This is a genomic window from Haloparvum sedimenti, assembly GCF_001462205.1.
Classification (GTDB): Archaea; Halobacteriota; Halobacteria; order Halobacteriales; family Haloferacaceae; genus Haloparvum; species Haloparvum sedimenti.
The window spans coordinates 59419-84344 of record NZ_LKIR01000127.1; the positions used below are offsets into that span (position 1 = coordinate 59419).

Here is a 24926-nt window from a genome sequence, read left to right on the forward strand (position 1 = left end):
CGCGGTCGTCGATGGTCGCTTCGAGGTGCCACTCGGGAGCCGCGGCGACGGTTCTGAGCAGCCGGGCGAACGCAGTTCCGTACCGCCGGGTCCGGCGGAACAGCGCGTCCGGGCCGGTCACGACGACTTCCCGGCCGGCGTCGGTCTTCCGGATTTCGTACATCAGCCGGAGCCGCTTGACCGCGGAGACGAGCGCCTTCGGGTCGGCCGACCGGACGCGGACCTCGGTCGCGTCGAACAGCGCCGTCTGCGCGAGCGAGAGGTTGTACTGCTCGATCAGGCCGTCGGGGTCCCATCGCGGATCGAACCCGGTGAGCACCTCGTTGACGTCCCGGTCGGCGTACAGCGCTGCCTCGACCGCGTCCGGATCGACGCCGAGCCGGTCGGCCGCCCGACCCACCGCAGTCTCGCGGTCCGACTCGGCGACGACGCCGACCGCCTCGGCCGCCTCGAACGCGACGCGCCGAGCGCGCTCGGGCGGGACGGGCGCGCGCGTCTCGAAGGCGGCGTCCCGCTCGGCCAGCGACGCGAGCCCGCGGACGAGCTTGAAGTCCTCGGCGTCGGCCTCCAGCGCGTCGAGGCGGTCGTCGAGTTCGGCCCGCGTCTCGCCGACCGCCTCCGAGAACGTTCCGAGCACGCGCGCCGCGAGCGGCCGGGCTTCGCGACCGACGAACTCGGGGCGATACCTGCCCCCGGACCGCGAGACGCGCAGGAGGTCCTTTCGCAGCATCGTCCGTCGTTCGCGGCCGTCGGATAAAAGGCGCCGGGATGCGGGGCGGTCGCCGGGGCGGACGCTGCCGTGGCCGCGGGTGCCGGGAGGCGACAGGACAACGCCGTCTCGACCGGCAGGACAACGCCTATGGTCGCGCACGGAAACGATGAAGGCATGCGACGTCGGGATGCGATAGCGGGCGGCCTCGGGATCGGTGCGGTCCTTCTGTCGGGCTGCGTCTCCGAGGTCGCTCCGTCGGGGCCCAGAAACCCCCCGGGCGAGGAAGACGCGCGGTCGGACGACCCCTCGGAGCCCGACGGGGACGACCCCGGACTCCACGTGAGCGACTTCGCCTTCTCGGAGGACGGCGACGGCGAACTCCTCGTGACGGTGGCGGTCGCCAACGACGCGACCAACGAGCGCTCGGGGACGGTCGTCGTCAGCGTCAGCGTCCCGGACGAGGACTACGAGGAGACCGCGGCCGTGACCGTCGCGGCCGGCGGCTCCGAGACGATCGAACTGTCCGTGCCGGTCGACTACGAGACGTTCGACAGAAACGGGAGCGCGTTCGCCGAGGTGGAGTCCTGATCGCTCTGCCGGCCCCGACCTTACTTCTCCACCGGAGCGACCTCACCGCCGACGCTGAGCGACCCGCTCCTCCGCGGTCTCGGCGCTGACCAGTTCGTACAGGGTCGCGCGGCCGCCGTCCTCCTTCGGGCGGAGGATCCGGCCGAGCCGCTGGGTGAACTCGCGCTCGCTCCCGGAGCCGGAGAGGACGACCGCGACGTTGGCGTCCGGCACGTCGACGCCCTCGTCGAGGACGTTCGCGGCCACGATCCGCGAGTAGGTGCCGTCCCGGAACCGTTCCAGGACCTCCCGTCGCTCCGCGGCGCCCGTCTCGCTCGTGATCGCCGGGATCAGGAAGCGGTCCGAGAGCCGGTAGACAAGGTCGGTGTGGGCGGTGAAGACGATGACGCGGTCGTCGGCGTGTTCCTCGAGGATGTCCGCCAGTTCGCGGAGCTTGTGCTCCGCGTTCATCATGATCTCGCGGGCGTCCTGCTTGGCGAGCAGCGCCTCGCGGGCGCGGGGGTCGTTGCCCGAGCGCATCACCAGTTCGCGGTAGTCGCTCCCGCTCGTGAACGTGATCCCCGCCTCGCGGACGTAGTCGACGAAGGTCCCCTGTTTCTCCTCGTAGCGTTCGCGCTCCGCGGGAGTCAACTCGACCTCGATCCGACGCACGTCGTAGGGCGCGAGATGCTCGCCGGCGAGATCGTCCACGTCGAGCGCGTACACGCGGTCGCCGACCAGTTCGGCGACGGTTTCGTGGGCGCCGTCGGGGCGCTCGAACGTCGCGGTCAGGCCGAGCCGTGCGGGCGCCGCGAGCAGGCGGGCGGCGTCGCGGAACCCCTCCCCGCCGAGGTGGTGTACCTCGTCGAAGACGACGAACCCGAACGCGTCGCCCACGTCCTCCGCCTTGAGGTACGCCGAGTCGTACGTCGAGACCGTGATCTGCTCGCGGCGCTGTTCGCCGCCGCCGAACCGGCCGACCGGCACGTCGAACTCCGCTTCCAGTTCCCGCTGCCACTGGTCCAGCAGGTCCACCGTGGGGACGACGACCAGCGTCGGAACGCCGAGTTCGACCATCGCGGCGATGGCGATCACCGTCTTTCCGGCGCCGGTCGGCAGTTCGAGGACGCCGCGGTCGCCCGCGTCGCGCCACGCCGCGAGCGCCTCGCGCTGGTACTCCCGCAGGTCGTAGCCAGTCGAGAGGTCCAGCTCGGGGAGGTCGAGTACGCGGTCGTCGACCGTGAGCCCCGCCACCTCGAGCGCCTTCGAGACGGCGGCGTACCGGTACGCGGGCGCGCGCCGGTCACCGGTTCGGGGGTCCTCCTCGACGCCCGGCAGCGGCGGCAGCGGCTCGTCGACCGTGTCGGCGTCGACGCGCACCGTGCCGTCCTCGTAGGTGAGCCGGACCGTCATCGTCGGAGGTGGGCGACCCACTTTTAAAGAATCACCGTCTCGATGGCCACATGCGCGCAGACTCGCTCGACCCGCAACTGGCGACGGTGATCGCGGATATCGAGGCCGAGGGCGTCCCCGAGTGGCACGAGCTGTCGGTCGACGCCGCGCGCCGCGTCGAGGACGAGGTGTTCTCGGGCGGTGACGCGCCGGCGATGGCCCTCGTCCGCAACCTGGCCTTCGACGGGCCGCACGGGGAGGTCCCGGTTCGTGTCTACCGACCGGAGCTGGAGGGCGCCCACACCGACGGCCAGCCCGCCCGCACGCTCGTCTACTTCCACGGCGGCGGCTGGACGCTCGGGACGCTCGACTCCATCGACGGCGTCTGTCGCCGCCTCGCCGACCGCGCGGACGCGGTCGTCGTCTCGGTCGACTACCGGCTCGCACCCGAACACCCCTTCCCGGTCGCGGCCGACGAGGCCGCCGCGGCCGTGGAGTGGGTCGCCGAGAACGCCGGGGCCTTCGGCGCGGACCCCGACCGCCTCGGCGTCGCCGGCACCTCGGCCGGCGGAAATCTCGCCGCGGTCGCATGTCTGCACGCCCGCGAGTTCGACGGCCCCGACATCGCGGGGCAGTTCCTGATCTACCCGATCACCGACGCACGCACGGACAGTTCCTCTTACCGCGAGAACGCCGACGGCCCCCTGCTGACGCGGGCGGACATGCAGTGGTTCATCGATCGGTACCTCCGGAGCCCGGTCGACGCCGCGAACCCCTTCGTCTCGCCGTTGCGCGCGGACGACTTATCCAGCCTGCCGCCCGCGACCGTCGTGACCGCCGGCTTCGACCCGCTCCGCGAGGACGGGACGCGCTACGCCGAGCGGCTCTCCGATGCCGGCGTGTCCGTCGAGCACCGTCACTACCCGGCGATGGCGCACGGCTTTCTGAGTCTGACCGACCGCGTCGACACCGCGGAGGAGGCGATGGTCGACCTCGCCGCGGACGTCCGGGATCGGCTCTGAGTCGCGGCTTCAGAAACGCGCTCGAAACGGCTTCAGAACGCCCTCAGAACAGCGCCTCGGACGCGCCGAGGACGCGCGCGGGGCCGCCGACCTCCCACACGTCGGTGTCGATGCCGATCTCGGCGATCCGCTTCTCGACCTCGTCGGCGTAGCCCGCCTTCGTGTTGACGTAGACGGAGGCGCCGGTGTCCGTCGAGAAGTAGACGGGAACGCCCTCCTCGCGGAGTTCGCGCACCGCGTTGAACACCGCGATGGTCTCCGGCTGCCAGTAGACCCACGCCGAGGGGCCGGTCATCGTCGTGGCGGTCAGCGACAGCGAGTCGTGCTCCGCGATCTCGAAGATGGAGTCGAAGGTGCCCTCGCGCAGCGCGTCGGTCATCTTGTCGAGCTGCTCGTGGACGTGCGCGAGCCGCGCGTCGAACATGTGGCTCGCGGCCGCCTCGCGGTGCGCCTCCTCCGTCTCCTTGTAGGCCGGGACGTGCGCCGCGACGATGCGGAGGTCTTCCTCGGGGTCGAAGCCGTCCGCGCTCTCACCCACGTCGAGCCGCCGCGCGCGGCAGTCCTCGTCGTTGTAGCCGCTCTCGAGGACCGAGTACGCGCCCGTCACCGCCCGCGCCGCCGAGGAGGAGCCACGCCGCGCGACCGTCGAGATCTCCGGGCGCGTCATGTCGAGGCCCGCCGCCTCCACGAGCGCCATCGCCGCGGCCGCGAAGCCGGACGAGGAGGAGCCGAAGCCGATGTTCGAGGGGAAGGAGTTCTCGCTCTCGAAGCGCACGCGGTGGTCGAACCCCGCCAGCTCCCGGACGTAGTCCGTGACGATCTCCACGCGCTCGGCCTCGCGGTCCTCCAGTTCCTCGCCGCCGACGACGAACGTGTCCTCGGCCGCGTCCGGCTGCCACTCGACGGTCGTGGTGGTCGCGGTGGGGGCGGTACAGAGGCTGATGCTGTCGTGGTACGGGAGTCGCAGGTCCTCGTCGCGCATCCCGTGGTACTTGACGAGCCCCTGGATCGGGTGGGCTCGCGCGGTGGCCTTCATGCTCATTACCCCGACAGGCGGTCGGCGGGGGATTAGTCGTTGCGGAACCTCGACGATCGATGCGTGGTGGTCGAAGGTGGCGATCCTGCTGATCGAGTCAGAAGCACTCAAAAAGTCCCTAGAGGGGATCTCCGCCACGTGAGCTGATGCTTCGATTTTTCTCTCGGTCCTGCTGATCTGGACAGCAATGTCCAGAAAGCCCCAGCCGGCTCGACCGGCCGCGCCTCGCTGCGCTCCTCGCTCCCCGCACCGCTCGCTGCGGTGCTTACGGCGTCGGGGCCGGATCGAGCCGGCTGCCCCTTTCAGCCCCACCCCGCACAGCACCGTCCAGCAGCCTCACACCTCCCCAGCCTCGGCGGCCGCGTGGCCGCGAAACCGCACCACATGCGGCCACGCGGCCACCTCCCTCGCGCGGTCGCAGCGACACGCGAAGCGGTCGCCGCGGCGCGCGCCGACAGCACGCCACCGCGACCGCACCGCCGGCGGGTGAACGTTTTTCGCGGATCCCGCAGAACTCCCGCCGTGAGTGCAACCTAAGAGTCCCGAGCCCGGTGCGCCGCCCCGCCGGCTGTCCCACGTCTGGCGCGCGCGAGGTCGCCAGCGCGCTACTGCACGCTGGCTGCTCGGAAATCTCCGATTTCCGGTGGAACCCGACCGCGGCCTCCGCGTTGCTCCGGCCGCGGTCGGCTGAGGCTGGGGAGGCGTGAGGCCACGCTCACCTCGACAGCCGAAGAAGAGACTCACCGAGCAGCAGGCTCTAACGACTAACTCCACAATCCCCACCCTGGCGGACTGAAAGGGCGAGGCCGGTCGCGGCTTCTCAGACGGGCCCTATCCGCGCGGGCTTTGCGGAGAGAGCGGATATCCCGCTGAGAAGCCGCGACCGGTCGAGGGCTTTCAGGGTGTTGGCAACAAGCGCAGCAGAACGCTTGATCACGCAAACACCAACGTATGGCGAGCGGTCGAGGGCTTTCAGGGTGTTGGCAACAAGCGCAGCAGAACGCTTGATCATGCAAACACCAACGTATGGCGAGCGGCCGAGGGCTTTCAGGGTGTTCACAGCAAACCCAGCAGAACGCTTTGTGAAACGGAAATCCGCGTATAGCGATCTGTGCAGATACACAGCACCACATTCACAGAAAACTCCGTCATCTCCATCCCGTCGGTCGGTCGGGGACACGAACCATGGCAAGAGTTTTGGCGCGAACCCGCGAATCCGCGAGTCATGACCGAGTACACCGTGGAGTTCGTCGGCACCGGCGAGACCATCGAGGTGGCCGACACGGAGACGATCCTCAAGCCCTGCATCGAGGAGGGGATCGCCCAGGAGTACTCCTGCCGCGTCGGCATGTGTCTGGCCTGCTCGGCGGAGATCGTGGAGGGCGAGGTGACTCAGCCGGCCGCCCGCGGGCTCACCGACGAGGAAGCCGAGAACTACGCGCTCACCTGCATGGCGCGGCCGCAGTCCGACCTGAAGCTCGACCGCGGGAAGTACCCACCCAGCATCGAGGACGCGGCGGCCGCCGACGGTGACGCCGCGGGCGCCGCGGCCGACGACGACTGACCGTCCGATACTCTCCAGAACTCCTTCTCAGTCCGCGTCGACCGCGCAGTTGTTCGGCCCGAGTTCCGCCTCGAAGGCCCGATCGTCGTCCATCGCCTCCTGGCCGAGGTTCGTCGCGACGATGGCCTCGTAGTTGGCCGGCCGCGGCGGGAGGTCGCTCGCGACCCGCTCCGCGAACGCCTCCGGGTCGTCCTCCATGGTCAGCCGCTCCCGGAGCGTCCCGACGGTCGCGCCGAACACCGCCCCCTCGGGCCCTTCTTCCTCCGGTGTCGATGCCGGGTCCCGATGAGCCGGGAGCACGAGCGTCTCGTCGGCGAGCGCGAACAGGGTCTCCGTCAGGCTCCGGTGGAGCCCCCGCGCGAGGTCGCGGGCTCCCTCGTCGCCGGCCTCCAGGTCCGGCCGCGCGACGCTCCGCTGGAACGCCAGGTCCCCCGCGAACAGCAGGTCCCGCCCGGCGGTCGAGAGCCGGAACGCCGTCATCTCGGAGGTGTGGCCCGGGACGTGAATCGCCTCCAGCGAGGCGTCGCCGACCGCGACCGTCTCGCCGTCCGCGACGAGCTCGGCGTCGAACGCTAGCCCGCGGTCGCGAGCGCCCTCGGGGAGGACTGTCCTCGCGCCCGTGGCCTCGGCTACGCCCCGAACTCCGCTCACGTGGTCGGCGTGGACGTGGGTGTCGAGGGCGGCCGCGAGGTTCGCGTCCCGGTCCTCCGCGTCGGCCGCGTACCGATCCGCGAAGGCGCGGAGGGGATCGATCACGGCGGCCTCCGCGCCCGCGACGACGAGGTACGCCAGACAGCCCGAGGCCGGGCGGTCGTACTGGAGGACGGTCACGTCGTCCGTCGTCCCTCCGTCCGTCGTGCCGCCCTCCTCCACGACCGGTCGCGCGCGGTAGACGCGCGCCCACGCCTCCATCCCGCCCGCGAGGTTCGCGGCGTCGACGCCCGCCTCGCGGAGCAGCCCCGCGACCTCGGCGCTCGCCTCGCCGCGGCCGCAGACGACCACCAGCGGCTCCGGGAGGTCCGCGACGAGGTCGCCGGGGTCCCCGCTGACGCTCGCTTCGAGGAAACGGACGTGGGGCACCTGGGCGCTCTCGACGCCCGGCCCGTCGATCCGCCACGCCTCGTACTCATCGCGGTCGCGCACGTCGAGGACGCCGACCCGCTCGCCCGACGCGAGCGATTCGGCGAGGTCCGCCGGGTCGGTCGCGGGAACGTCGCTCATACACGACCGTACGGCGGGCACAGTTTTGAAGCCGACGGCGAGGGAGGGAGCGGTATGGACACCGAAGCGTTTCGGGAGGCGGTCGAGACCGACGCGCGGACCGAACTCGACAGGCTCGGTTCGAACAAGCTCCTGCTCGCACTGACGGGCGCGCAGCTCGACGAGGCGTCGGTGTTGTCGGCCGCGGCCGACGCCGAGGCCTCCGCGAGGGACCTCTTCGAGGCGTGGGCCGACGACGAGCCGAACGAAGAGGCGCGCGAGGCGTTCGCGGCGGTCGCGGAGCGGGAAGCCGACCACCTGGAACGCGTGCGGGAGGCGTCGCCGGCGGCGGAGGACGCCGAGAACGGCGAGGCGTCGGACGCGGCCGCGGAGCCGACGCGGAGCGCGATGCACTCGTCGCTTCGGGACCGGGAGGGGACGGTCGAGCGCGTCGCAGCCGGGATGGTCGGGCGACCGCTGGTGAGCCTCCGAACTCATACGCAGTTGGTGAGCTTCTTCGTCAACGAGGCGGACGCGGCGCGCGCGGACCTGTTCCGGGACTTGAAGACCGACGTGGAGGAGTGTCTCGAAACCGGGCTCGACCTGCTCGCGGACCTGTGCGACGACGAGGACGCCGCGGAGCGCGCCCGGGCGGCCGCGGCGGAGACGGTCGAGGCCGCCTACGAGGACTACGAGACCGCGCTCTCCGGCATGGGGATGGACCCCAAACCGATCTGTTGAGGATCCGGGGGCCACGCGCTCCGGGGATCGGCACCGTGTTTCGATATTCGTAGCGCCGTCCGCGTCGAGATTCACGTTCCTGTGTAAACCGCAGGAAGGCGGCACCCGAGGGATTCAAGTCCTTGCGACCACCCGACTCTGGTAATGCGACAGGACCACCTCATCTCCGCGACGCAGCTCTCGCGGGAGGACGTGGAGGCGACCCTCGACCGGGCGCGCGAGGTCGCGGCCGACCCCGGCGCGCTCCGGGACAGCCACGACGGGGCGGTGCTCGCGCTCTGCTTCTTCGAGCCCAGCACGCGCACGAAGATGAGCTTCGAGTCCGCCGCCAAGCGGCTCGGCGCCGAGACGATCGACATGGGCTCCGTGGAGTCCTCCTCGGTCAAGAAGGGCGAGAGCCTCGCGGACACCGTCCGGGTCATCGAGGGCTACGCGGACGCCATCGTCCTCCGTCACCCCAGCGAGGGCGCCGCGACGCTCGCCTCCGAGTTCGTCGACGTGCCGGTGATCAACGCGGGCGACGGCGCCGGGCAACACCCCTCCCAGACCCTGCTGGACCTCCACACGATCCGCGAGAACCACGGGCTGGACGACCTGACGGTCGGGATCATGGGCGACCTGAAGTACGGGCGGACGGTCCACTCGCTGGCGACCGCGCTGACGGAGTTCGACGCGCGCCAGCACTTCATCAGTCCGGAGTCACTGAAGCTCCCGCGGTCGGTCCGGTTCGACCTCCACGAGGCCGGCGCGCAGGTCCGCGAACACACCGAGCTGGAGGCCGTACTCCCGGAACTCGACGTGCTCTACGTCACCCGCATCCAGCGCGAGCGGTTCCCGGACGAGAACGAGTACCGGAAGGTCGCGGGCCAGTACCGGATCGACGCCGAGACGCTCGAGGCGGCCGACGACGACCTGACCGTGATGCACCCCCTGCCGCGCGTGGACGAGATCGCGCCCGACGTGGACGAGACGGACCACGCGCGCTACTTCGAGCAGGCGCACAACGGCGTGCCGGTGCGGATGGCGCTGCTGGACGAACTGCTCTCGCGCGCGGGAGGTGACGAGGAATGAGCGAGCACGAGCTCCGCGTCTCGAAGATCCGGAACGGGACGGTTATCGACCACGTGAACGGCGGCCAGGCGCTCAACGTGCTGGCGATCCTCGGGATCGACGGCTCGGAGGGGTTCGGCGTCTCCATCGGGATGAACGTCCCCTCGGACCGGCTCGGCCGCAAGGACATCGTGAAGGTCGAGGACCGCGAGCTGAGCCAGTCGGAGGTGGACGTGCTCTCGCTGATCGCGCCCGAGGCGACGATCAACATCGTCCGCGAGTTCGAGGTGGTCGAGAAGAACCGTGTCGAACGCCCGGAAGAGGTCTCCGGCGTGCTCTCGTGTCCGAACCGGAACTGCATCACGAACGCCGACGAGCCGGTCGAGTCGCGGTTCGCGGTCGTTCCCGACGGCGTCCGGTGCGGCTACTGCGACGAGATCCTCCGCGAGGATCTGGCCGACTACATCGACGTGTAAACTACCCCACCCTACTCCCTCGGCGCTACGCACCTCGGTCCTTGAGGGTGGGGCTTTGATGTGGACTCCCGGCAATCAGTCACCAGCAATAGGCCGGTGACTCTCGCCATTCAACGTCCCACCATTCACACGCAGGTCTACTTCTGCGTCTCCGCTCCCCGGTAGTTTTTAGCCCGTCGGGGCGGAATCGTCGTCCATGTCCACGAAGGCGAAGCTGCTCATCGTGCTGGCGTTTGTCACGCTCGCGTACTTCCTCACCGCCGGCGACAAGGAGCCGGTCGAGGTCGAATAGCCCTCCCGCCGGTCGCGTCCGGTCCGTTCGTCGCGACCGCGAACACCCCTTTTAAGCGCCGTCGCCCGCTAGCGGCGTCCATGTACGGGGTCGTCACGCGGAACGCCGAGGAGGTCGAGGGCGGCGAGTTCGACGTGGGGTTCTACGAGGTGAAGGACGTGACCGGCCGCGCGTCGGCGCCGCTTCCGAACGCGGTCAACATGGTCTCCTGTTTCGGGGACAACGCGGCCGCGAGCGAGAACCCAGAGCTGGTTCCGGTCGACGACCGCGGCGAGCCCGCCACCCGCGACCGCGAGTACTTCGACTGGGCGTACGTCTGTCCGACCCACCCGGAGTACCGCGAGGGCCTGTTCGAGATAATCGAGGACTGCGCGGCCGAGAACGGCGACGTACGCCTCGACGACGTGGGGTTTCCCCGCGAGGGGTTCTGTCGCTGCGACCGCTGCGAGCGCCTGTTCGCCGAGAGCGACCACGACGACTGGAGCGACTGGCGCGCCGCGGTCATCACGGACTTCGTCGCGGAGGCCAGCGACCGGATCCCCGGGCGGACGTTCCTGACGCTCTACCCCGACCCTTACCCGGGCCACCTCCGCGAGCGGGCGGGCCTCGACGTCGACGCGCTCGCCGAGCACGTTGACGAGTTCGTCGTCCCGCTGTACGACACCGAGTACGCGACGACCTACTGGGTCGAGACCATCGCACGCGGCTTCCGGTCGCGTCTCGGGGGCGACTACGACCTCCACGGCGCCCCGCCGGAGACGCCCTTCTCGGTCGAGTTGTACGCCGTGAACGTCGACGTGGACGACCTCGTCCACGCGACTGAGGTCGTCGAGACGTACGCGAAGGACGTGCTGTTCGGCTACGACGCCAGCAACGCGGCCGCGGCGCTCCGGCGAAAGGACGCCGACGACCGCGAAGGCGAGGTCCACCGGCCGGAGTGAGCCCGAACCCGGCCGCCTCCCCGGAGTGTGTCGGTGGACTGAGCGGACCGAGCGGACCGAATTTGGGAGAGAGTTCGGCAAACACTCATTGGCCGACCGTGGCTCGGATCGAGTATGGAATCGGACAGGAGGGGCGTGCTCATCGCGGCCGCGGTCGCGTGCACGACATCGGTCGGTGGGTGTCTCGGCACCCCGAGCGACGACGGGACGGCGACCAACGACGACGGCGGTGACACGGACGGCGGGTCCGACGCGGACGGGACGGTCACCGGCGACGCGGAACCGTCAACGACCGAACCGACGCCGACCGAGACCACGGGAGCGACCGCCGCGGACGCCGACGAAACCGTCCTCGTGGCGCCGGACGGATCACTCGCGTTCGATCCGGCGGAGTTGCGGGTCGCGTCCGGAACCACGGTCGCGTTCGTCTGGCGCGGCAGCGGGCACAACATCGCGGTCACGAACCAGCCGGATGACGCCGCCTGGGCCGGCGTTTCCGAGGTACAGGACGCGGGGTATCAACACCGACACACCTTCGAGGTGGCCGGCGCGTACGACTACGTCTGTGAACCCCACGAGTTCGCGGGGATGACCGGTCGCGTCGTGGTCGGCGACGGCGACTGATCCGGAACGCGGCGCGGCGGGACACGGCGGGACACGGCGGGACGCGACGCGGCGCCGCCGGAAGCGAGGGTTTATCCCCGACCGCGGCGGACCACTATTCGACCGGCCGCCGGTGTCGGGTACACTGACGGTCTCGCGGTTCCCGCGAGGCGGTCACCTTTCAACGCCCGTCACCGTAGCGGCGGTCGCTCAACACTCGCGAGCGACCGCCACGCGTTTTTCAGAAGCACCACACCGCGAGCGCAACCGCCGCCGTTCCTCAGTGAACGGTGCGTTCGTCGTCGGTGTCGATGTCCTCGACGGGGTCCGCGTTGCCGAAGTCGGGCGTCGGCCCGTCTCCCGGCGCGGCCCAGTCGACGGCATTTATCAGCACCTGCTGAACGTCGCCGTTCCGGTAGATCGGGTAGGTCTCGTGGCCCGGACGGAAGTAGAACACCTTGCCGTTGCCGCGGCGGTAACAGCACCCCGAGCGGAACACCTCGCCGCCCTCGAACCAGGAGTTGAACACGAGCGTGTCGGGGGCCGGGATGTCGAACCGCTCGCCGTACATCTCCGTTTCGGGAAGCTCGATGTACTCGCCGATCCCGTCGGCGATGGGGTGACCCGGCTCGACGGTCCAGAGCCGCTCCGTCTCGGCCGCTTCGCGCCACTTCAGCGAACAGGTCGTCCCCATCAGCGCCTTGAAGATCTTCGAGTAGTGGCCCGAGTGAAGCACGATCAGGCCCATTCCCTCCAGCACGCGCTCCTGTACTCGCTCGACGACCGCGTCCGAGACCTCGTCGTGGGCGGCGTGGCCCCACCACGTCAGCACGTCCGTCTCCGCGAGGACCTCCTCGGTCAGGCCGTGCTCCGGCCCCTCGTCCAGCGTCGCGGTCTCGACGTCGTGGCCGGCCGCCTCGAGGAACTCGGCGATGACGGTGTGGATCCCGTCGGGGTACACCTCGGCGACGGTCTCGCTCTCGCGTTCGTGGCGATACTCGTTCCAGACAGTTACTCGGACCATAGTGAACGCTTTGCGTCGTCCCTCAAGTAGCCTGCCATCGCGACAGGAGTCCCGCGAGGAGGTGCCTCGGAGGCTCGCCGAGCCTCGACGCGGCGGCGGTCTTATGTCCCGAGCCGACGAGGTCGCGGTATGGATAACCCGAAACTTGGTCATGTGACCGGCCTCGTCACGGCCCCGGAGAGCGGCGCGCCGCCCGAGCGCCGCGACCGCGTCGAGATCGAGGCCGGCGGCGTGGTCGACGACCGCTACCACGCGGGAGAGGGGACCTTCCAGCTCGACGACTGCGCCGTCACGCTGGTGGCGGCCGAGGCGCTCGCGGCGGTCCAAGCAGAGACCGGCATCGACGTGACCGACGGCCGCCACCGCAGGAACGTCGTCGTCGAGGGGTTCGGCGAGGGACTCGAGGACCTGCTGGAGGCGACCGTTGAGGTGGGCGACGCGGTGGTCAGGCCCACGGAGCGCCGACCGCCCTGCGCGCATCTCGAGAAGCTGGCCGGCGAGGAGGGGCTCGCGAGCGCGCTCTCGGAGCGGGGCGGGCTCTGCGTGGAGGTGCTCGAGCCGGGCGTAGTCGCGGTCGGGGACGCGGTCCGGATCAGGGAGTCGGATCCGAGAACCGCGGGTGCCGCCATCGCGGAACGACTTGGCGGGGACGCGGAGGAGTAACGGGCGGCGATCGGGACGAGAAATCGGGGACGAGACGGTCGTTGAGACGACCTCGCCTTATTCGTCCGGGAAGATGCTGTCGGGGACGTACGCCGTGACGGTCCAGTTTGGCGCGTCGACGACCTCGCTCACCTTGAGGTCGACGGCGGCCGAGCAGAGGATGTACGCCTCGCCGCGCGTCAGGTCGCGCTCGGCCTCGAGGTGGTCGATCATGTGTCTGACCGCCCTCTTCGTCGCGTCCATCAGGTCGTCGCTGATGCCCGTCGTGGCGTACATCGGCTCGTCGCGCCCGGTCGGGGTGAACGGGCCGGAGGTCCGGAGCTGCGGCTGCTCGATCTCCATGTCCTTTCGGACGTTGAAGCGCGCCGTGACGAACATCGGGGCCTCGATGCCGGTGACGCACACCTCGCCGTCGCCCTGTGCCGCGTGACAGTCGCCCGTCGAGAACAGCGCGCCCTCCGTCTCGACAGGGAGGTACACCGTCGAACCCGCGGTCATGTGCTTCACGTCCATGTTCCCGCCCGTGTCGTACGGCGGGAGGGTGTCGTGTTCGCCGTCCGCGCCCGGGGCAACGCCGATGACGCCCGGGAAGGGGTCGAGCTCGACCTCGATGCCGTTGACGAACGACCCCGTGTCGCCCTGCAGGTCCCAGACGTGGACCTTCGCGTCCGGGAAGTCCTCGGGGAGCAGGCCGAGCCCCATCTCGCCCGGCATGAACCCCGTGTACCCCCAGCCCTTGTGCTGGAGGTCCAGCAGTTCGACTTCGAGCACGTCCCCCGGCTCGGCGCCCTCGACCGCGACCGGTCCCGTGAGGGGGTGGACCGGGTCGAAGCTCACGTTCGCGAAGTCCTCGTCCGTCGACTGCAGGTCGAGCTGTCTGTCGACCGCGTCGCGACACTCGAACCGGACCACCTCGCCCGGCTCGACGGTGAGAACCGGGTCCAGCGAGTTGTCCCACGCCCGGTGGATGTTGCGCTCCGCGTCCGAGAGGTGATGGTCGACCTCGTAGTCGCGCGCCGGCTCGTCGTGACCGTCCCCGTGACCGCACTCGTGGTGTGACATACGTGAACAAGGTTGCCGGCGAGCGGCATAAATGCGTAGTTCGCGGTCGGCCCGACCGGATCCAGTCGGGGGAGCGTCGTGCGGCAATGATCCACACGCGTCCGAAAGCTACGAGACCCCCGCACTCACAGGAGGGACCGTGTACGACTACCACGTCCACACGAACTACTCGGACGGGGAGTTCCTCCGGTGGATGGTGAACGCGGCCGACGACGCGGGCCTCGACGGCGTCGGCATCGCCGACCACTGCAACGTGTTCCCCGACGCGGACGCCGAGCGCCACCGCCGCGCGTTCGGGTTCAACCTCGATCTGACCTACGAGCGCCGGCGAGAGGCCATCGCGGACGCCCGCGAACGAACGGACATCGCGGTGTTCGACGCCGTCGAGATGGACTACCACCCCGCCCACGAGGACGCGATCGGCGAGTTCCTCGACGAGGCGGCGTTCGACTACTCGGTCGGGAGCGTCCACGACCTCGACGGGACGAACGTCCACATCAGACCTCATTTCGCGGACAAGCCCGAGGCCGAGCGGCGCGAGCTGGTCGACCGCTACTTCGAGAAACTGGTCGCGCTGGCCGACTCGGAGCTGTTCGCGGTCGCCGCCCACCCCGACCTGATCGAGCGCAACCCCCACCTCCGCGGCTTCGCGACCGATGAGCACTACGCGCGCGTCGCGGACGCCTTCGCCTCGTCCCGGACCGTCCCCGAGATCAACGCCGGCCGCCTGCTCGACGGCTACGGCGAGTTCCACCCCGCGCCCGCCTTCCTCGACACGCTCGCCGAGCGCGGCGTCGAGGTGACCGTCGGGACCGACAGCCACGAGCCCGACGTTATCGCACCGCGGGTCGAGGGGATCGAACGGGAACTCGACGAGCGGGGACTGGACCCGGTCTGGATCGCGGAGTAGCGAACTCGGGGTGAGAAACCGCCGACAGAAAACGGCTGACAGAAAACGGCCGACAGAACGACGAGGGCTACGCCTCGTCGAACAGCGCGAACGCGGTTCGCTGGCTCGACGAAGTCAGGCTTCGTCGAACAGCGTCTCGCCCTCGACCATGTGCTCCTCGACGGCGTCGAGGTCGAGCGTCAGGCCGAGGCCCGGCTTCTCGGGAATCTCGATGTAGCCGTTCTCGATGACGTCCTCCTCGACCAGGTCCTCCCACCAGCCGAGCTCGTAGCTGTGGTACTCGACCGCGAGGCTGTTCGGGATGGCGGCGCCGACCTGCGCGGAGGCCATCGTTGCGACCGGCGACGAGACGTTGTGCATCGCGACCGGGACGTAGTACTGGTTGGCGACGTCCGCGATCTTGCGAGTCTCGCGCATGCCGCCGACCTTCGGGAGGTCGGGCGCGATGATGTCGACGGCCTGGTTCTCGATCAGGCGGCGCTCCTCGGTGACGCGGTAGCGGTTCTCGCCGACGGTGATGGGGGTGGTCGTGGACTTCGTGACCTCCTCCTGCACCTCGAGGTTCTCCGGCGGGACGGGGTCCTCGAGCCACCACACGTCGTACTCCTCCAGCTCCGCGGCGAGCCGCTTCGCGGAGCCGCCGGAGAACGTCCAGTGGCAGTCGAACGCCACGTCCGCGCGGTCCTTGACGCGCTCGGTGACCTTCTCGACGATCTCCGCCTTGTGGCGGATCTCGCCGGGGCGGAGATGGCGGTTCGCGCGGTCCTTCTCGAAGCCGGAGGGCACGTCGAGGTCGAACTTCAGCGCGTCGTAGCCGAGCTCTTCGACCACGCGCTCGGCCTCGTCGGCGCAGGCTTCGGGGTCGGCCTCCTCCTCGGTGTGGCAGTCGCAGTAGACGCGGACCTTATCGCGGTACTTGCCGCCGAGCAGCTGGTAGGCCGGCACGTCGAGGATCTTGCCCGCCAGGTCGTGGAGCGCGATCTCGATGCCGGAGATGGCGGTGACGGTGACGCCCTCGACGGAGCCCTCGCCGGACATCTTCTGGATGAGGTGCTCGTAGAGGCGGTCGATGTCCAGCGGGTTCTCGCCCACGACGAACGGCTTCATGCGCTCGATCAGTTCGGGGACGCCCGCGCCCCAGTAGGCCTCGCCCGTGCCGACGACGCCCGCGTCCGTGTACACGCGGACGAGCGTCCACGGGAAGTTCCCGTCGACCATCGTGGTCTGTACGTCCGTGATCTCCACGTCGCGCCCGCCGCCGCGCGAGCCGGTCGTGCCCATCGTGTCGGCGGAGAGTTCCCGCATCGTGTACTCCGCGTTCGGGTCGTGAAGCGACTCGTAGTTTCGGCTCATGACTGTGTCCTTTACTCGCTACAGGGTAAATCTTTGGAGTCGGTGCAGTTCCCGTCCACTCCGCCCCGGTCAGTCCAGCCGCGCCAGCAGGTTGAGCACGTAGACGGTTCGAAGCATCTGTGCGGACTGGCCGCGGTCGAACACCAACTCGTCGGTCTCCAGGACGTGCGAGAGCGTGTCCCGAGAGGCGTGGTCGGGCGCGGCCGCGATGCCGGCGTCGTTCTCCGCCGCCCACCGCATCACGCGCAGGTCGGACTTGCTGTCGCCCATCACGAGCACGAAGGGGTCGTCGACGCCCAGCACGTCCAGCGCGGCCTCGACGCCGGCCACCTTGTTGAGCTCCAGCGACGTAATCTCCGCGGCGTCGGCGTGGTAGTAGCCGATGTCGATGCGCTCGAACAGCTCGCGGACGCTCGCGGGCACGTCGGCCGGCGCCACATCCGCGGCGGCGCCCTCCTCCTCCAGCACCTCGCGGATCTCGGGGTCCGAATCGGCGTAGTGCGCCCGCGCCCAGGCGCTGCCGGTCGCCGCGGTGGCGTCCTCCGCGGGGGCGCCACCGAGCGCGTCCACGACCGCCTCGCCGAGCAGGTCGATCAGGTGGACCATCCCGGCGTCGATGACGCGCTCGGCGTCCGGGCTCCCCGTCTCGAAGTTCGGCTTGAGGGTGACGTTGAACTCGTTGCCCTGCAGGTGACAGCCGTGGCGCACGTCCTCCGGTGCCTCCGGGAGCACGCGGGCGCGGATCTCGTCGAAGACGGAGCGCACCTCCTCGTCCAGCTCCTCGTAGAGCAACTGCTTCGTCCGCGAGCCCTGCCCGGGAGTGAAGACGCCGTTGCCCGACTCGTAGACGATCGAGAAGGTGCCGGAGTGGACCAACTCGTTGCCGAGTCCCTGGATCATGAACCCCTTGACGTTCTCCAGCGTCTGTCCGGTGCAGATGACGATGGGGACGCCGCGCTCGTGGAACTCCGTCAACAGGTGAAGCGTCTCGCGGGGGATCTCGTTGTCCGTCCCGCCCGCCGACCGGAGCGTCTCGTCCACGTCCAGCACGAGCGCGTTCACCGCGCGGCCGTGTCTGTTCAACAGGTCGAGCGCCGTGAAGGCGGCCTCGCGGTCGGCGTAGGCGGCCACGTCCGCGAACGTCGCTCCGCGCGGGAGCGCGTTCCTGATCTCTGCCTTCCGACCCTCCAGTTCGTCGCTCGCCTCCTCCCAGTGCTCGAGCGCGACGCGCGAGTCGACCGGCGGGAACAGGTCGACGAAGAACTGGTACTCGCGGAGCGTCTCCGTGTCGAAGTCGTCGTAAAGCCGATAGAGAAGGTCGTACCGCTCCATAGCCGATAGGTGCGGCCCGAGGGTAAAAACGACCCGGGGTGTGCAGAACTCGCCGCCGCGGCGCCCCACCCTCCCGTAGCCGCCCGACACGACTACTCGGAGAGCCAGTCGAGCGCCTCGCGGAGCTCGGTCCGTGGCGGCGAGCAGGTGAACCCCCGACAGACGTACGCTGTCGGGCGCCCGTCGATCGCGTCGCGGTCGGCCCACACTGGCGGCGCCTCCGGAAGCCCGAGCCGGTCGAGCCACTCCTCCAGCCCGGCCTCGGTGGGCGGGCGCCGCGCGACCACCGCCCCGGGGAGGTACCGCCCCGCGAGCACCGTCCGCCAGTCCTCGGGGAGTTCGTCGGCCGCGATCGTCACCTCGATCCCGCCGGTCTCGGCGGTGTCCGCCGCCATCGCCAGCGTGGCGTGCTGGAGCGGGTTCGACCGGATCCGGTCGGCGTGCGTGTCGAGCACCGCCTCCGCGACGCCGCGGTAGTCGCGGTCGACGGTGAAGCCGTCGAGGTCGAGGAGGAGACCGACCGCGACTCCGACACTCGACGGCGTCGGACCGTCGGCGAGCTCCTGCGGTCGCGCGAGCAACTCCTCGCCGTCCGACGGCGTGAAGTAGAGCGCCCCCGCGTCCGCGTCGTGGAAGCGCGTCACGATCTCGTCGGCCAGGTCCAGCGCGAATCCCAGCGCGTCCACGTCGCCGGTGGCGCCGTAATGGTCGAACGCGCCGCGCGCGAGGAACGCGTAGTCCTCGAGGTAACCGGGACCGGCCACGTCGCCGTCGAGCCACCGGCGGTCGAGCCGTCCCGCGTCGGCGTCCCAGAGCCGGTCGCGAACGAACGCGAGCGCCTCGCCGCCGAGGTCGGCGGCCGGACCGTCGAGCACCGTCGCTCCCGCGGCCAGCGCGGAGATCATCCGACCGTTCCACCCCGCCAGCACCTTCTCGTCGCGGGCCGGCTTCGGACGCTTCTCGCGCGCGTCGAACAGCGCGGCGCAGGCGTCCATCAGCCGCTCCCGGACGGACGCCTCGTCGAGATCGTACTCGTCGGCGAGGTCAGCGATCGACGCCGAGACCGTGAGGACGGTCGTCCCGCGCTCGAAATTACCGCCCGACTCGATGCCGTATCGGTCACAGATGATCGACGCGTCCGGCTCGTCGAGGACCGCCCGCACCTCCTCGGGCGTCCAGACGTAGAAGGCGCCCTCCACCGGCTCGGGTTCCCCGCCGGAGTCGGTCCGGCGCGATTCGGGTGGGAGGCTCCGCGCGTCGAGCGTACTGACGAAGCCGCCCTCGGCGTTGGTCATCTCGCGCTCGACGAACGCGAACGTCTCCTGTGCGACGCGAGCGTAGGACGGGTCGCCGGTGATCCGGTGGGCGTCGAGGTAGACACGTGCAAGCTCCGCGTTGTCGTAGAGCATTTTTTCGAAGTGGGGGACCGTCCACCCACGGTCGGTGCAGTAGCGGTGGAACCCGCCGCCGACGTGGTCGTAGAGCCCGCCGGAGGCCATCGCGTCGAGCGTGCCGGTCGCCGCGCCGAGCGCCGCGTCGCCCCCGCTCGACGCGGTCGCCGACCGCAGCAGCACTTCGACGCGGCTCGGCTGCGGGAACTTCGGGCCGTCGGCCCCGAAGCCGCCGTACTGCTCGTCGTAGCTCCGGATCGCGGACGCTGCCGCCTCCCCGAGCGCGTCCGTCCCGGGCGACTCGCCGGGCTGGTCCGGGACCGACTCCAGCTCGTCCTTGGCCGCGGCCGTCCACTGTTCGGCGCGGTTCTCCATCTCGGCGCGCTGCTCGGGGTCGTTCCACGACGCGGCGACGTCCTCGCACAGCTGTTTGAACCCAGGCTGGTTGCGCCGCGGCTCCGGCGGGAAGTAGGTCCCGACGTAGAAGGGCTTCCCCTCCGGCGTACACCACGCCGAGAGAGGCCACCCCCCGCCGCCGGAGACGAGTTGGCAGACGCTCATGTAGACGCTGTCGACATCCGGCCGCTCCTCGCGGTCGACCTTGATCGGGACGAATTCCTCGTTGAGAGTGTCCGCGACGTCCTCGTCTTGAAAGCTCTCCTCCTCCATGACGTGACACCAGTGACACGCGGAGTAGCCGATGGAGACGAACACGGGCACGTCGCGCTCGCGGGCGGCCGCGAACGCGGCGTCGTCCCACGGCTGCCAGTGGACCGGGTTGTCGGCATGCTGTCGGAGGTAGGGGCTGGCCTCCTCGTCGAGCCGATTGCGGTCCGTGGGGTCGCTCATGGCCGGCGGTTGGCGGGCCACGTACGAAAAAGCGCCCCTCCGTGCCGAGGGTGCCGGCCGTGACGGGCCGACCGCCGTGGCGGATGATGCCCAAGAACGTGCGCATATTCGCCCGTTTCAAGAGTAACGTTTACACTCCCGTGTGCAAACGTCCCGACCATGACCGAGACCGTCCTGTTGGTCGGCGGCGGCGGCCGCGAGCACGCGATCGCCCGCGCGCTGGCGGACGACTGCGAGCTGTGCGCCTGCGCGAGCAACGTGAACCCGGGGATCGCGAAGCTGGCTGCATCGTTCGAGACGATCGAGGAGACGGACGCCGACGGGATCGTCGCGTTCGCGGAGTCGGTGTCGGCGGACCTGGCGGTCGTCGGCCCGGAGTCCGCGCTGGCGGCGGGCGTCGCGGACGCGCTCGACGACGCCGGCGTGTACACCTTCGGCCCGCGCGAGGCCGAGGCCCGCATCGAGACGGACAAGGCCTATCAGCGGCGGTTCATGGCCGAGGAGGGGATCCCCGGCTGCCCGGACTTCGAGACGTTCGACGACATGGCGGCCGCCTGCGACTACATCGACGCCTACGACGGCGACCTCGCGGTCAAACCGGCGGGCCTCACCGGCGGCAAGGGCGTGAAGGTGATCGGCGACCAGGTGACCGCCGCCGAGGCGAAGGCGTACCTCCGCGAGTCCGACTACGACCGCGTGGTGTTGGAGGAGCGGCTGGTCGGCGAGGAGTTCACCGTACAGGCGTTCGTCGCGAACGGCGAGGTGCGGACGACGCCCGCGGTGCAGGACCACAAGCGCGCCTACGAGGGCGACGAGGGGCCGAACACCGGCGGCATGGGGTCGTACTCGGACACGACGATGCATCTGCCGTTCATGGAGCCGGCCGACTACGACGCCGCCGCCGAGGTGATCGAGGCGGTCGTCGACGCGCTGCCCGACTACAAGGGCGTCCTCTACGGCCAGTTCATGCTGACCGACGAGGGACCGAAGGTCGTGGAGTTCAACGCGCGCTTCGGCGACCCCGAGGCCATGAACACGCTGCCGGTGCTGGAGACGCCGTTCCTCGACGTGCTCACGGCCGCGCGCTCGGGCGAGTCGCTCCCGGAGCTGACCTTCTCCGGCGAGGCGACCGTCTGCAAGTACGCGGTGCCCGACGGCTACCCGACGGACCCCGACGCCGGCGCGCGCATCGAGGTGGACGAGGAGAGCGCGGGCGACGCGCTGCTGTTCTACGCCAGCGTCGACGCCCGCGAGGACGGCCTGTACACGACGACCTCGCGGGCGTTCGCGGTCGTCGGGCTGGGCGACTCCATCGCCGCGGCCGAGGCCGACGCGGAGGCGGCGCTCTCGGTCGCCGGCGACCGGGTCCGGATCCGCCACGACATCGGCAAGCCGGAGCTGCTCGACCGGCGAGTCGAACACATGGCCGAGATCCGCGGCGGGGAGTGAAGCTGTCGCTGTCCGCAGCGAGGAAAGGGCGAACAGGCGACGCGTGGGACCGTCCGGGCGGCACCCCTCGATCGCGGCGGCGCGTCGCGCATCCGTCTCGACCGCCGCGGACGTGACTCAGGTCACGGGGCGAGTGGCGCGGCATCCCTTTTGAACCCTCGTGAGCCTTTTAGCGCCGTCCCGCGAATGGTGGCGCGTGAGCGACGCGGACAACGCGGCCGACGACGCCGAGGATATCGACGGCGGGGGGAGCGACGAGCAGCGGCGCGACCGGCTCGACAGACACGGAACGCCCGGGCCGCGGAATTCGCTGTGGTCGTGGCCGACCGCGAAGTCGCCGCTCGTCGTGATGCGGAACTACGTGGTCATCGTTCTCGCCCGGATCTGTCCGAGCCTCCGGCTCAAGAATCGTCTGCTGAGCGCCATCGGCGTCACCGTCGGCGAGGGCGTCGCGTGGGGGTTGGAGTCGACGCCGGACGTGTTCTGGCCCGAGCGGATCACCGTCGGCGACGACGCGATAATCGGCTACGACGCGACGCTGCTGTGCCACGAGTTCCTGCAGGACGAGTACCGACTCGGCGACGTGGTGCTGGAGGACCGCGCGATGGTCGGCGCCGGCGCCGTGGTGCTGCCGGGCGTGACGGTCGGCGAGGGCGCGCAGGTGGCCGCGAACTCGCTGGTCGCGTCGGACGTGCCGCCGGGTACGACGGTCGCCGGGGTCCCGGCCGAAGTCGTCTCGACCGCGGCGCCCGACGGCGGCGCGGACGCGAGCGACGACTCGCCGGGGGAGTGATCAGTTCCGGATCCGAACGATGCCGTCGCGGAAGACGGTGTGGTTCGGAACGATGTGCTCCTCGCCGTCGGTTTCGATGTGGGTGACGAACAGGTCCACCTCCTGCACGATGCCGCGGCGGCCGCCGACCTTCACCTCGTCGCCGATCCCGTACGGCTGCGTGAGCAGGAGGAAGATGCCGGAGGCCGCCGAGGCGAGAAGGTCCTTCGTCGCGAGCGCGGTGAGGACGACGACGGCGAACGCGTAGGCCGCCAGAAGCACGACGAGCGCGAGCGTTGCGACGCCGATCTGGCTCAACGCGATCAGGGTCGCGACGTAGACGATGCTGTACTTCGCGGCGGTCGGGAGGAATCCGGTCTCCGGGAGCTTGACGCTTCGGAGTCGCTCGGCGACCCACAGATCCACCTTGTCCCCGACGACGACGCCGACGATGAGGACAAGCGCCGCCACGAACAGGCGGGGAATGAACGTGGCCACGCCGGACCAGAAGAACTCCACGTACCGGATCTCCGCGACCGTGAGCGCGACGATCACCGTGATTCCGAGGACGAAGTAGCCGGAGAGCTTGGCGATGATCGTCACCGTCGAGGTGCCGAACTCGTGAGCGGTTCGCTCGAAGGCGGTCCCCTCGATCGCGTCCGGGATCCCGGCGCGGACGAGCAGCCGGCGGTTGATCACTTGGACGAGATAGCTCAAAACGAGACCGACCGCGAGGACGAACAGCGCCAGCCACACGTGCGGCGGCAGTACGTCGTACAGGTCGGCCCCCGGGATCTGGCCGAGCCGTCCGACCGCGACCGACACGGACGCCGCGTTGATCATCAGTACTCCTCCGGATCGATCTCCAGGATCAGTCGTCCGCCCTTGAACGCCCGGACCAGCCCGTCGGACTCCGAGAGGACGATGGCGGTCGCGTTCGTGTCGCGGGTGATCGCGCCCGCGGCCATGTGGCGCGCGCCGAGCCCCTTCGGGATGTCAACGCCCTCCGCGGCCGGCTCGAGGTACCGGTACGCGGAGACCAGCTTCCCGGAGTCGGAGACGACGAACGCGCCGTCGAGCCGCGAGAACTCCTTCAGCATCACGTTCACGATGGGGTCGCCGACGTGGACGTGGGACTTCTCGAACGGGTTGTACGAGAGCGGCCGGGATTTGTTCATCACCTTGCCGGCGTCGCCGACGACGAACAGCGCACCGACGGGCTTGCCCTTCTGTCCCTTCTTGCCGAGTTCGACCGCGACCTCGAACACGTCGCGGATGACCCCCGGGTCGGCCCGGGAGTTGACGAACAGGTCGTAGATGCCGGACTCGTGGCTGTCGGTCGCGCGGACGCGAATGACGGAATCGGGGTCGCCGTCGAAGACGGAGACGGAGCAGACGACGGCGTCCCCCTCCTCGACGAGGTCCTGTTCGAGCGCTCCCTCGATGGCGAACTCGATCCGGTCGCGGACGTTGTCGAACTCCAGCGGGAGCTCGACGTACGTCTCGGCATCGACCGCGTTCTCGGGGGCGACGACGACCACCTCCTCGTCGAGGTCGGCGAGCCGCTCGTAAAACGAGCCGCTCGGCGAGAAGAGGAAGACCGCGTCGACGTCGTCGACGACATCGTCGAGGAGGTCGGTGAGAGACGACATGATGGATAACGGTCACCGGCTGCGCTTAAAGGAGTTGTGTCGGCGTCGTGCGCTCGTCAGACGCCGAACGGCGCCCGGCCCGCTCCGGCTCCGGCCGAAGCCGAGACAGATCCGCGCCCTCTCCCGACGTGCCGCGACGGCAACGCCCTTGCCGGTCCCGGTCGAACGGCGGGTATGCACGACGCAGTGGACGCGGACCGGCTCCGCGCCGACATCGAGGCGAACGGCGCGTTCGGCGCCGTCGAGTACGACGACTCCGAGAAGCGCGGCCGGACCGTCCGGACAGGCACCGAGGCGAACCGGAGGGCCCGCGACCGCCTCGTCGAGCGCATGGAGGACGCCGGCCTCGACGTGCGCGTCGACGCGGTCGGAAACGTCGCGGGCGAGTGGTGTCCTCCCTCCGCGGACCCCGACGCGGCGCCCGTCGCCTCCGGGAGCCACCTCGATTCGGTCCCGGAGGGCGGCATCTTCGACGGCCCGCTCGGGACCTACGCCGCCCTGGAGGCGGTCCGCGCGATGCAGGACGCCGGCGTCGAGCCCGACCGCCCGATGCTGGTCGTCAACTTCACCGAGGAGGAGGGCCAGACGTTCGCGGACGGGCTCCTCGGCTCCTCGGTGGCGGTCGGCGAGCGTACGCCCGAGGAGGCGCTCGCGCTGGAGAACGACGCAGGCGAGACGCTCGGGGAGGCGCTCGAACGCATCGGCTACGCCGGGGAGGGAACCCTCGACCCCCGGAGCTGGGAGGCGTTCTACGAGCTTCACATCGAACAGGACACCGCGCTGGAGGAGGCCGGCGCCGCCGCAGGCGTGGTGACGACGATCACCGGAATCACTCACTGCGAGGCGACCATCGTCGGCGAGGCGAACCACGCG

At 70.0% G+C, this 24926-nt stretch carries 24 protein-coding genes; 13 read left to right on the forward strand and 11 right to left on the reverse strand.

Translation table 11 applies throughout. The features are described 5' to 3' along the window. Positions 1 to 730, reverse strand: a 730-nt coding sequence (locus AN233_RS10385; protein WP_125920017.1) for a DUF790 family protein, incomplete at its 3' end; no start/stop codon positions are given. A 156-nt stretch (positions 731 to 886) separates the two neighbouring features. Here AN233_RS10385 and AN233_RS10390 point away from each other — a divergent pair. Beyond that, positions 887 to 1300 carry a hypothetical protein gene (locus AN233_RS10390; protein WP_058366715.1) on the forward strand — a complete coding sequence of 138 codons (414 nt, stop codon included), beginning with the start codon at positions 887 to 889 and terminating at the stop codon, positions 1298 to 1300. Between the two features lie 42 nt (positions 1301 to 1342). On the opposite strand, the gene AN233_RS10395 is transcribed toward AN233_RS10390, so the two are convergent. Next, on the reverse strand, positions 1343 to 2692 hold the full coding sequence (locus tag AN233_RS10395) for a DEAD/DEAH box helicase family protein (protein ID WP_058366716.1): 1350 nt from the start codon (positions 2690 to 2692) through the stop codon (positions 1343 to 1345). Between the two features lie 50 nt (positions 2693 to 2742). Here AN233_RS10395 and AN233_RS10400 point away from each other — a divergent pair, with 50 nt between their 5' ends. Next, positions 2743 to 3693, forward strand: a complete 951-nt coding sequence (locus AN233_RS10400; protein WP_058366717.1) for an alpha/beta hydrolase — start codon at positions 2743 to 2745, stop codon at positions 3691 to 3693. Between the two features lie 43 nt (positions 3694 to 3736). On the opposite strand, the gene mvaD is transcribed toward AN233_RS10400, so the two are convergent. Further along, on the reverse strand, positions 3737 to 4729 hold the full coding sequence (gene mvaD, locus AN233_RS10405) for a phosphomevalonate decarboxylase MvaD (RefSeq protein ID WP_245626058.1): 993 nt from the start codon (positions 4727 to 4729) through the stop codon (positions 3737 to 3739). 1225 nt (positions 4730 to 5954) lie between these two features. Here mvaD and AN233_RS10410 point away from each other — a divergent pair. Next, on the forward strand, positions 5955 to 6293 hold the full coding sequence (locus AN233_RS10410; protein WP_058366719.1) for a 2Fe-2S iron-sulfur cluster-binding protein: 339 nt from the start codon (positions 5955 to 5957) through the stop codon (positions 6291 to 6293). Between the two features lie 27 nt (positions 6294 to 6320). On the opposite strand, the gene AN233_RS10415 is transcribed toward AN233_RS10410, so the two are convergent. Then, positions 6321 to 7514, reverse strand: a complete 1194-nt coding sequence (locus tag AN233_RS10415; protein WP_058366720.1) for an MBL fold metallo-hydrolase — start codon at positions 7512 to 7514, stop codon at positions 6321 to 6323. 54 nt (positions 7515 to 7568) lie between these two features. On the opposite strand from AN233_RS10415, the gene AN233_RS10420 reads away from it, so the two are divergent. The 5 genes from AN233_RS10420 to AN233_RS10440 all read left to right on the forward strand — a co-directional run bounded on the left by AN233_RS10420 (position 7569) and on the right by AN233_RS10440 (position 11617). Further along, the gene (locus tag AN233_RS10420; RefSeq protein WP_058366721.1) at positions 7569 to 8234 is read left to right on the forward strand and encodes a hypothetical protein; all 666 of its coding nucleotides are present in this window, start codon (positions 7569 to 7571) and stop codon (positions 8232 to 8234) included. A 144-nt stretch (positions 8235 to 8378) separates the two neighbouring features. Then, a complete protein-coding gene (gene pyrB / locus AN233_RS10425) occupies positions 8379 to 9305 on the forward strand; it encodes an aspartate carbamoyltransferase (RefSeq protein WP_058366722.1) in 927 nt (308 codons plus the stop codon). Next, positions 9302 to 9760, forward strand: a complete 459-nt coding sequence (gene pyrI, locus AN233_RS10430; RefSeq protein WP_058366723.1) for an aspartate carbamoyltransferase regulatory subunit — start codon at positions 9302 to 9304, stop codon at positions 9758 to 9760. Before pyrB ends, pyrI begins: the two co-directional genes overlap by 4 nt. A 372-nt stretch (positions 9761 to 10132) precedes the next feature. Further along, positions 10133 to 10993, forward strand: coding sequence for a hypothetical protein (locus AN233_RS10435; protein WP_058366724.1), 861 nt, complete (start codon positions 10133 to 10135; stop codon positions 10991 to 10993). 114 nt (positions 10994 to 11107) lie between these two features. Beyond that, positions 11108 to 11617: a plastocyanin/azurin family copper-binding protein gene (locus tag AN233_RS10440; RefSeq protein ID WP_058366725.1), complete on the forward strand. Its 510-nt coding sequence runs from the start codon at positions 11108 to 11110 to the stop codon at positions 11615 to 11617. A 259-nt stretch (positions 11618 to 11876) separates the two neighbouring features. Here the strand turns inward: AN233_RS10440 and AN233_RS10445 are convergent, their stop codons facing one another. Beyond that, entirely contained in the window at positions 11877 to 12620 is a 744-nt protein-coding gene (locus AN233_RS10445) for a ThuA domain-containing protein (protein ID WP_058366726.1), read from the reverse strand. A 129-nt stretch (positions 12621 to 12749) separates the two neighbouring features. On the opposite strand from AN233_RS10445, the gene AN233_RS10450 reads away from it, so the two are divergent. After that, entirely contained in the window at positions 12750 to 13283 is a 534-nt protein-coding gene (locus AN233_RS10450) for an MOSC domain-containing protein (protein WP_080508430.1), read from the forward strand. A gap of 57 nt (positions 13284 to 13340) precedes the next feature. Here the strand turns inward: AN233_RS10450 and AN233_RS10455 are convergent, their stop codons facing one another. After that, complete coding sequence (locus AN233_RS10455; protein WP_058366728.1) at positions 13341 to 14345, reverse strand: acetamidase/formamidase family protein; 1005 nt, start codon at positions 14343 to 14345, stop codon at positions 13341 to 13343. 139 nt (positions 14346 to 14484) lie between these two features. On the opposite strand from AN233_RS10455, the gene AN233_RS10460 reads away from it, so the two are divergent. Continuing rightward, positions 14485 to 15255, forward strand: coding sequence for a PHP domain-containing protein (locus AN233_RS10460; protein ID WP_058366729.1), 771 nt, complete (start codon positions 14485 to 14487; stop codon positions 15253 to 15255). 114 nt (positions 15256 to 15369) lie between these two features. On the opposite strand, the gene AN233_RS10465 is transcribed toward AN233_RS10460, so the two are convergent. The 3 genes from AN233_RS10465 to AN233_RS10475 all read right to left on the reverse strand — a co-directional run bounded on the left by AN233_RS10465 (position 15370) and on the right by AN233_RS10475 (position 20180). Continuing rightward, the gene (locus AN233_RS10465; RefSeq protein WP_058366730.1) at positions 15370 to 16608 is read right to left on the reverse strand and encodes a mandelate racemase/muconate lactonizing enzyme family protein; all 1239 of its coding nucleotides are present in this window, start codon (positions 16606 to 16608) and stop codon (positions 15370 to 15372) included. 69 nt (positions 16609 to 16677) lie between these two features. Beyond that, positions 16678 to 17940, reverse strand: a complete 1263-nt coding sequence (locus AN233_RS10470) for an HAD family hydrolase (protein ID WP_058366731.1) — start codon at positions 17938 to 17940, stop codon at positions 16678 to 16680. A gap of 92 nt (positions 17941 to 18032) precedes the next feature. Beyond that, the gene (locus tag AN233_RS10475) at positions 18033 to 20180 is read right to left on the reverse strand and encodes a thioredoxin domain-containing protein (protein WP_058366732.1); all 2148 of its coding nucleotides are present in this window, start codon (positions 20178 to 20180) and stop codon (positions 18033 to 18035) included. 159 nt (positions 20181 to 20339) lie between these two features. Here AN233_RS10475 and purD point away from each other — a divergent pair, with 159 nt between their 5' ends. Next, complete coding sequence (gene purD / locus AN233_RS10480; protein ID WP_058366733.1) at positions 20340 to 21629, forward strand: phosphoribosylamine--glycine ligase; 1290 nt, start codon at positions 20340 to 20342, stop codon at positions 21627 to 21629. A gap of 196 nt (positions 21630 to 21825) precedes the next feature. Beyond that, on the forward strand, positions 21826 to 22422 hold the full coding sequence (locus tag AN233_RS10485; RefSeq protein WP_394326206.1) for an acyltransferase: 597 nt from the start codon (positions 21826 to 21828) through the stop codon (positions 22420 to 22422). Here AN233_RS10485 and AN233_RS10490 read toward each other — a convergent pair whose 3' ends face one another. Both AN233_RS10490 and dacZ read right to left on the reverse strand, forming a co-directional pair. Beyond that, positions 22423 to 23244: a mechanosensitive ion channel family protein gene (locus tag AN233_RS10490; protein WP_080508431.1), complete on the reverse strand. Its 822-nt coding sequence runs from the start codon at positions 23242 to 23244 to the stop codon at positions 22423 to 22425. It lies immediately after the preceding gene. Next, positions 23244 to 24053: a diadenylate cyclase DacZ gene (gene dacZ, locus AN233_RS10495; protein ID WP_058366734.1), complete on the reverse strand. Its 810-nt coding sequence runs from the start codon at positions 24051 to 24053 to the stop codon at positions 23244 to 23246. Before dacZ ends, AN233_RS10490 begins: the two co-directional genes overlap by 1 nt. A gap of 174 nt (positions 24054 to 24227) precedes the next feature. Between dacZ and AN233_RS10500 the strand changes: the two genes are divergently transcribed. Beyond that, a partial coding sequence (locus AN233_RS10500; protein WP_125920018.1) for a M20/M25/M40 family metallo-hydrolase occupies positions 24228 to 24926 on the forward strand: 699 nt, incomplete at its 3' end.

Bases quoted from the DNA above. Each gene is read 5' to 3' on its own strand.
- AN233_RS10390 (WP_058366715.1), top strand. From the start codon at position 887: ATGCGACGTCGGGATGCGATAGCGGGCGGCCTCGGGATCGGTGCGGTC.
- AN233_RS10395 (WP_058366716.1), bottom strand. From the start codon at position 2,692: ATGACGGTCCGGCTCACCTACGAGGACGGCACGGTGCGCGTCGACGCC.
- AN233_RS10400 (WP_058366717.1), top strand. From the start codon at position 2,743: ATGCGCGCAGACTCGCTCGACCCGCAACTGGCGACGGTGATCGCGGAT.
- mvaD (WP_245626058.1), bottom strand. From the start codon at position 4,729: ATGAAGGCCACCGCGCGAGCCCACCCGATCCAGGGGCTCGTCAAGTAC.
- AN233_RS10410 (WP_058366719.1), top strand. From the start codon at position 5,955: ATGACCGAGTACACCGTGGAGTTCGTCGGCACCGGCGAGACCATCGAG.
- AN233_RS10415 (WP_058366720.1), bottom strand. From the start codon at position 7,514: ATGAGCGACGTTCCCGCGACCGACCCGGCGGACCTCGCCGAATCGCTC.
- AN233_RS10420 (WP_058366721.1), top strand. From the start codon at position 7,569: ATGGACACCGAAGCGTTTCGGGAGGCGGTCGAGACCGACGCGCGGACC.
- pyrB (WP_058366722.1), top strand. From the start codon at position 8,379: ATGCGACAGGACCACCTCATCTCCGCGACGCAGCTCTCGCGGGAGGAC.
- pyrI (WP_058366723.1), top strand. From the start codon at position 9,302: ATGAGCGAGCACGAGCTCCGCGTCTCGAAGATCCGGAACGGGACGGTT.
- AN233_RS10435 (WP_058366724.1), top strand. From the start codon at position 10,133: ATGTACGGGGTCGTCACGCGGAACGCCGAGGAGGTCGAGGGCGGCGAG.
- AN233_RS10440 (WP_058366725.1), top strand. From the start codon at position 11,108: ATGGAATCGGACAGGAGGGGCGTGCTCATCGCGGCCGCGGTCGCGTGC.
- AN233_RS10445 (WP_058366726.1), bottom strand. From the start codon at position 12,620: ATGGTCCGAGTAACTGTCTGGAACGAGTATCGCCACGAACGCGAGAGC.
- AN233_RS10450 (WP_080508430.1), top strand. From the start codon at position 12,750: ATGGATAACCCGAAACTTGGTCATGTGACCGGCCTCGTCACGGCCCCG.
- AN233_RS10455 (WP_058366728.1), bottom strand. From the start codon at position 14,345: ATGTCACACCACGAGTGCGGTCACGGGGACGGTCACGACGAGCCGGCG.
- AN233_RS10465 (WP_058366730.1), bottom strand. From the start codon at position 16,608: ATGAGCCGAAACTACGAGTCGCTTCACGACCCGAACGCGGAGTACACG.
- AN233_RS10470 (WP_058366731.1), bottom strand. From the start codon at position 17,940: ATGGAGCGGTACGACCTTCTCTATCGGCTTTACGACGACTTCGACACG.
- AN233_RS10475 (WP_058366732.1), bottom strand. From the start codon at position 20,180: ATGAGCGACCCCACGGACCGCAATCGGCTCGACGAGGAGGCCAGCCCC.
- purD (WP_058366733.1), top strand. From the start codon at position 20,340: ATGACCGAGACCGTCCTGTTGGTCGGCGGCGGCGGCCGCGAGCACGCG.
- AN233_RS10490 (WP_080508431.1), bottom strand. From the start codon at position 23,244: ATGATCAACGCGGCGTCCGTGTCGGTCGCGGTCGGACGGCTCGGCCAG.
- dacZ (WP_058366734.1), bottom strand. From the start codon at position 24,053: ATGTCGTCTCTCACCGACCTCCTCGACGATGTCGTCGACGACGTCGAC.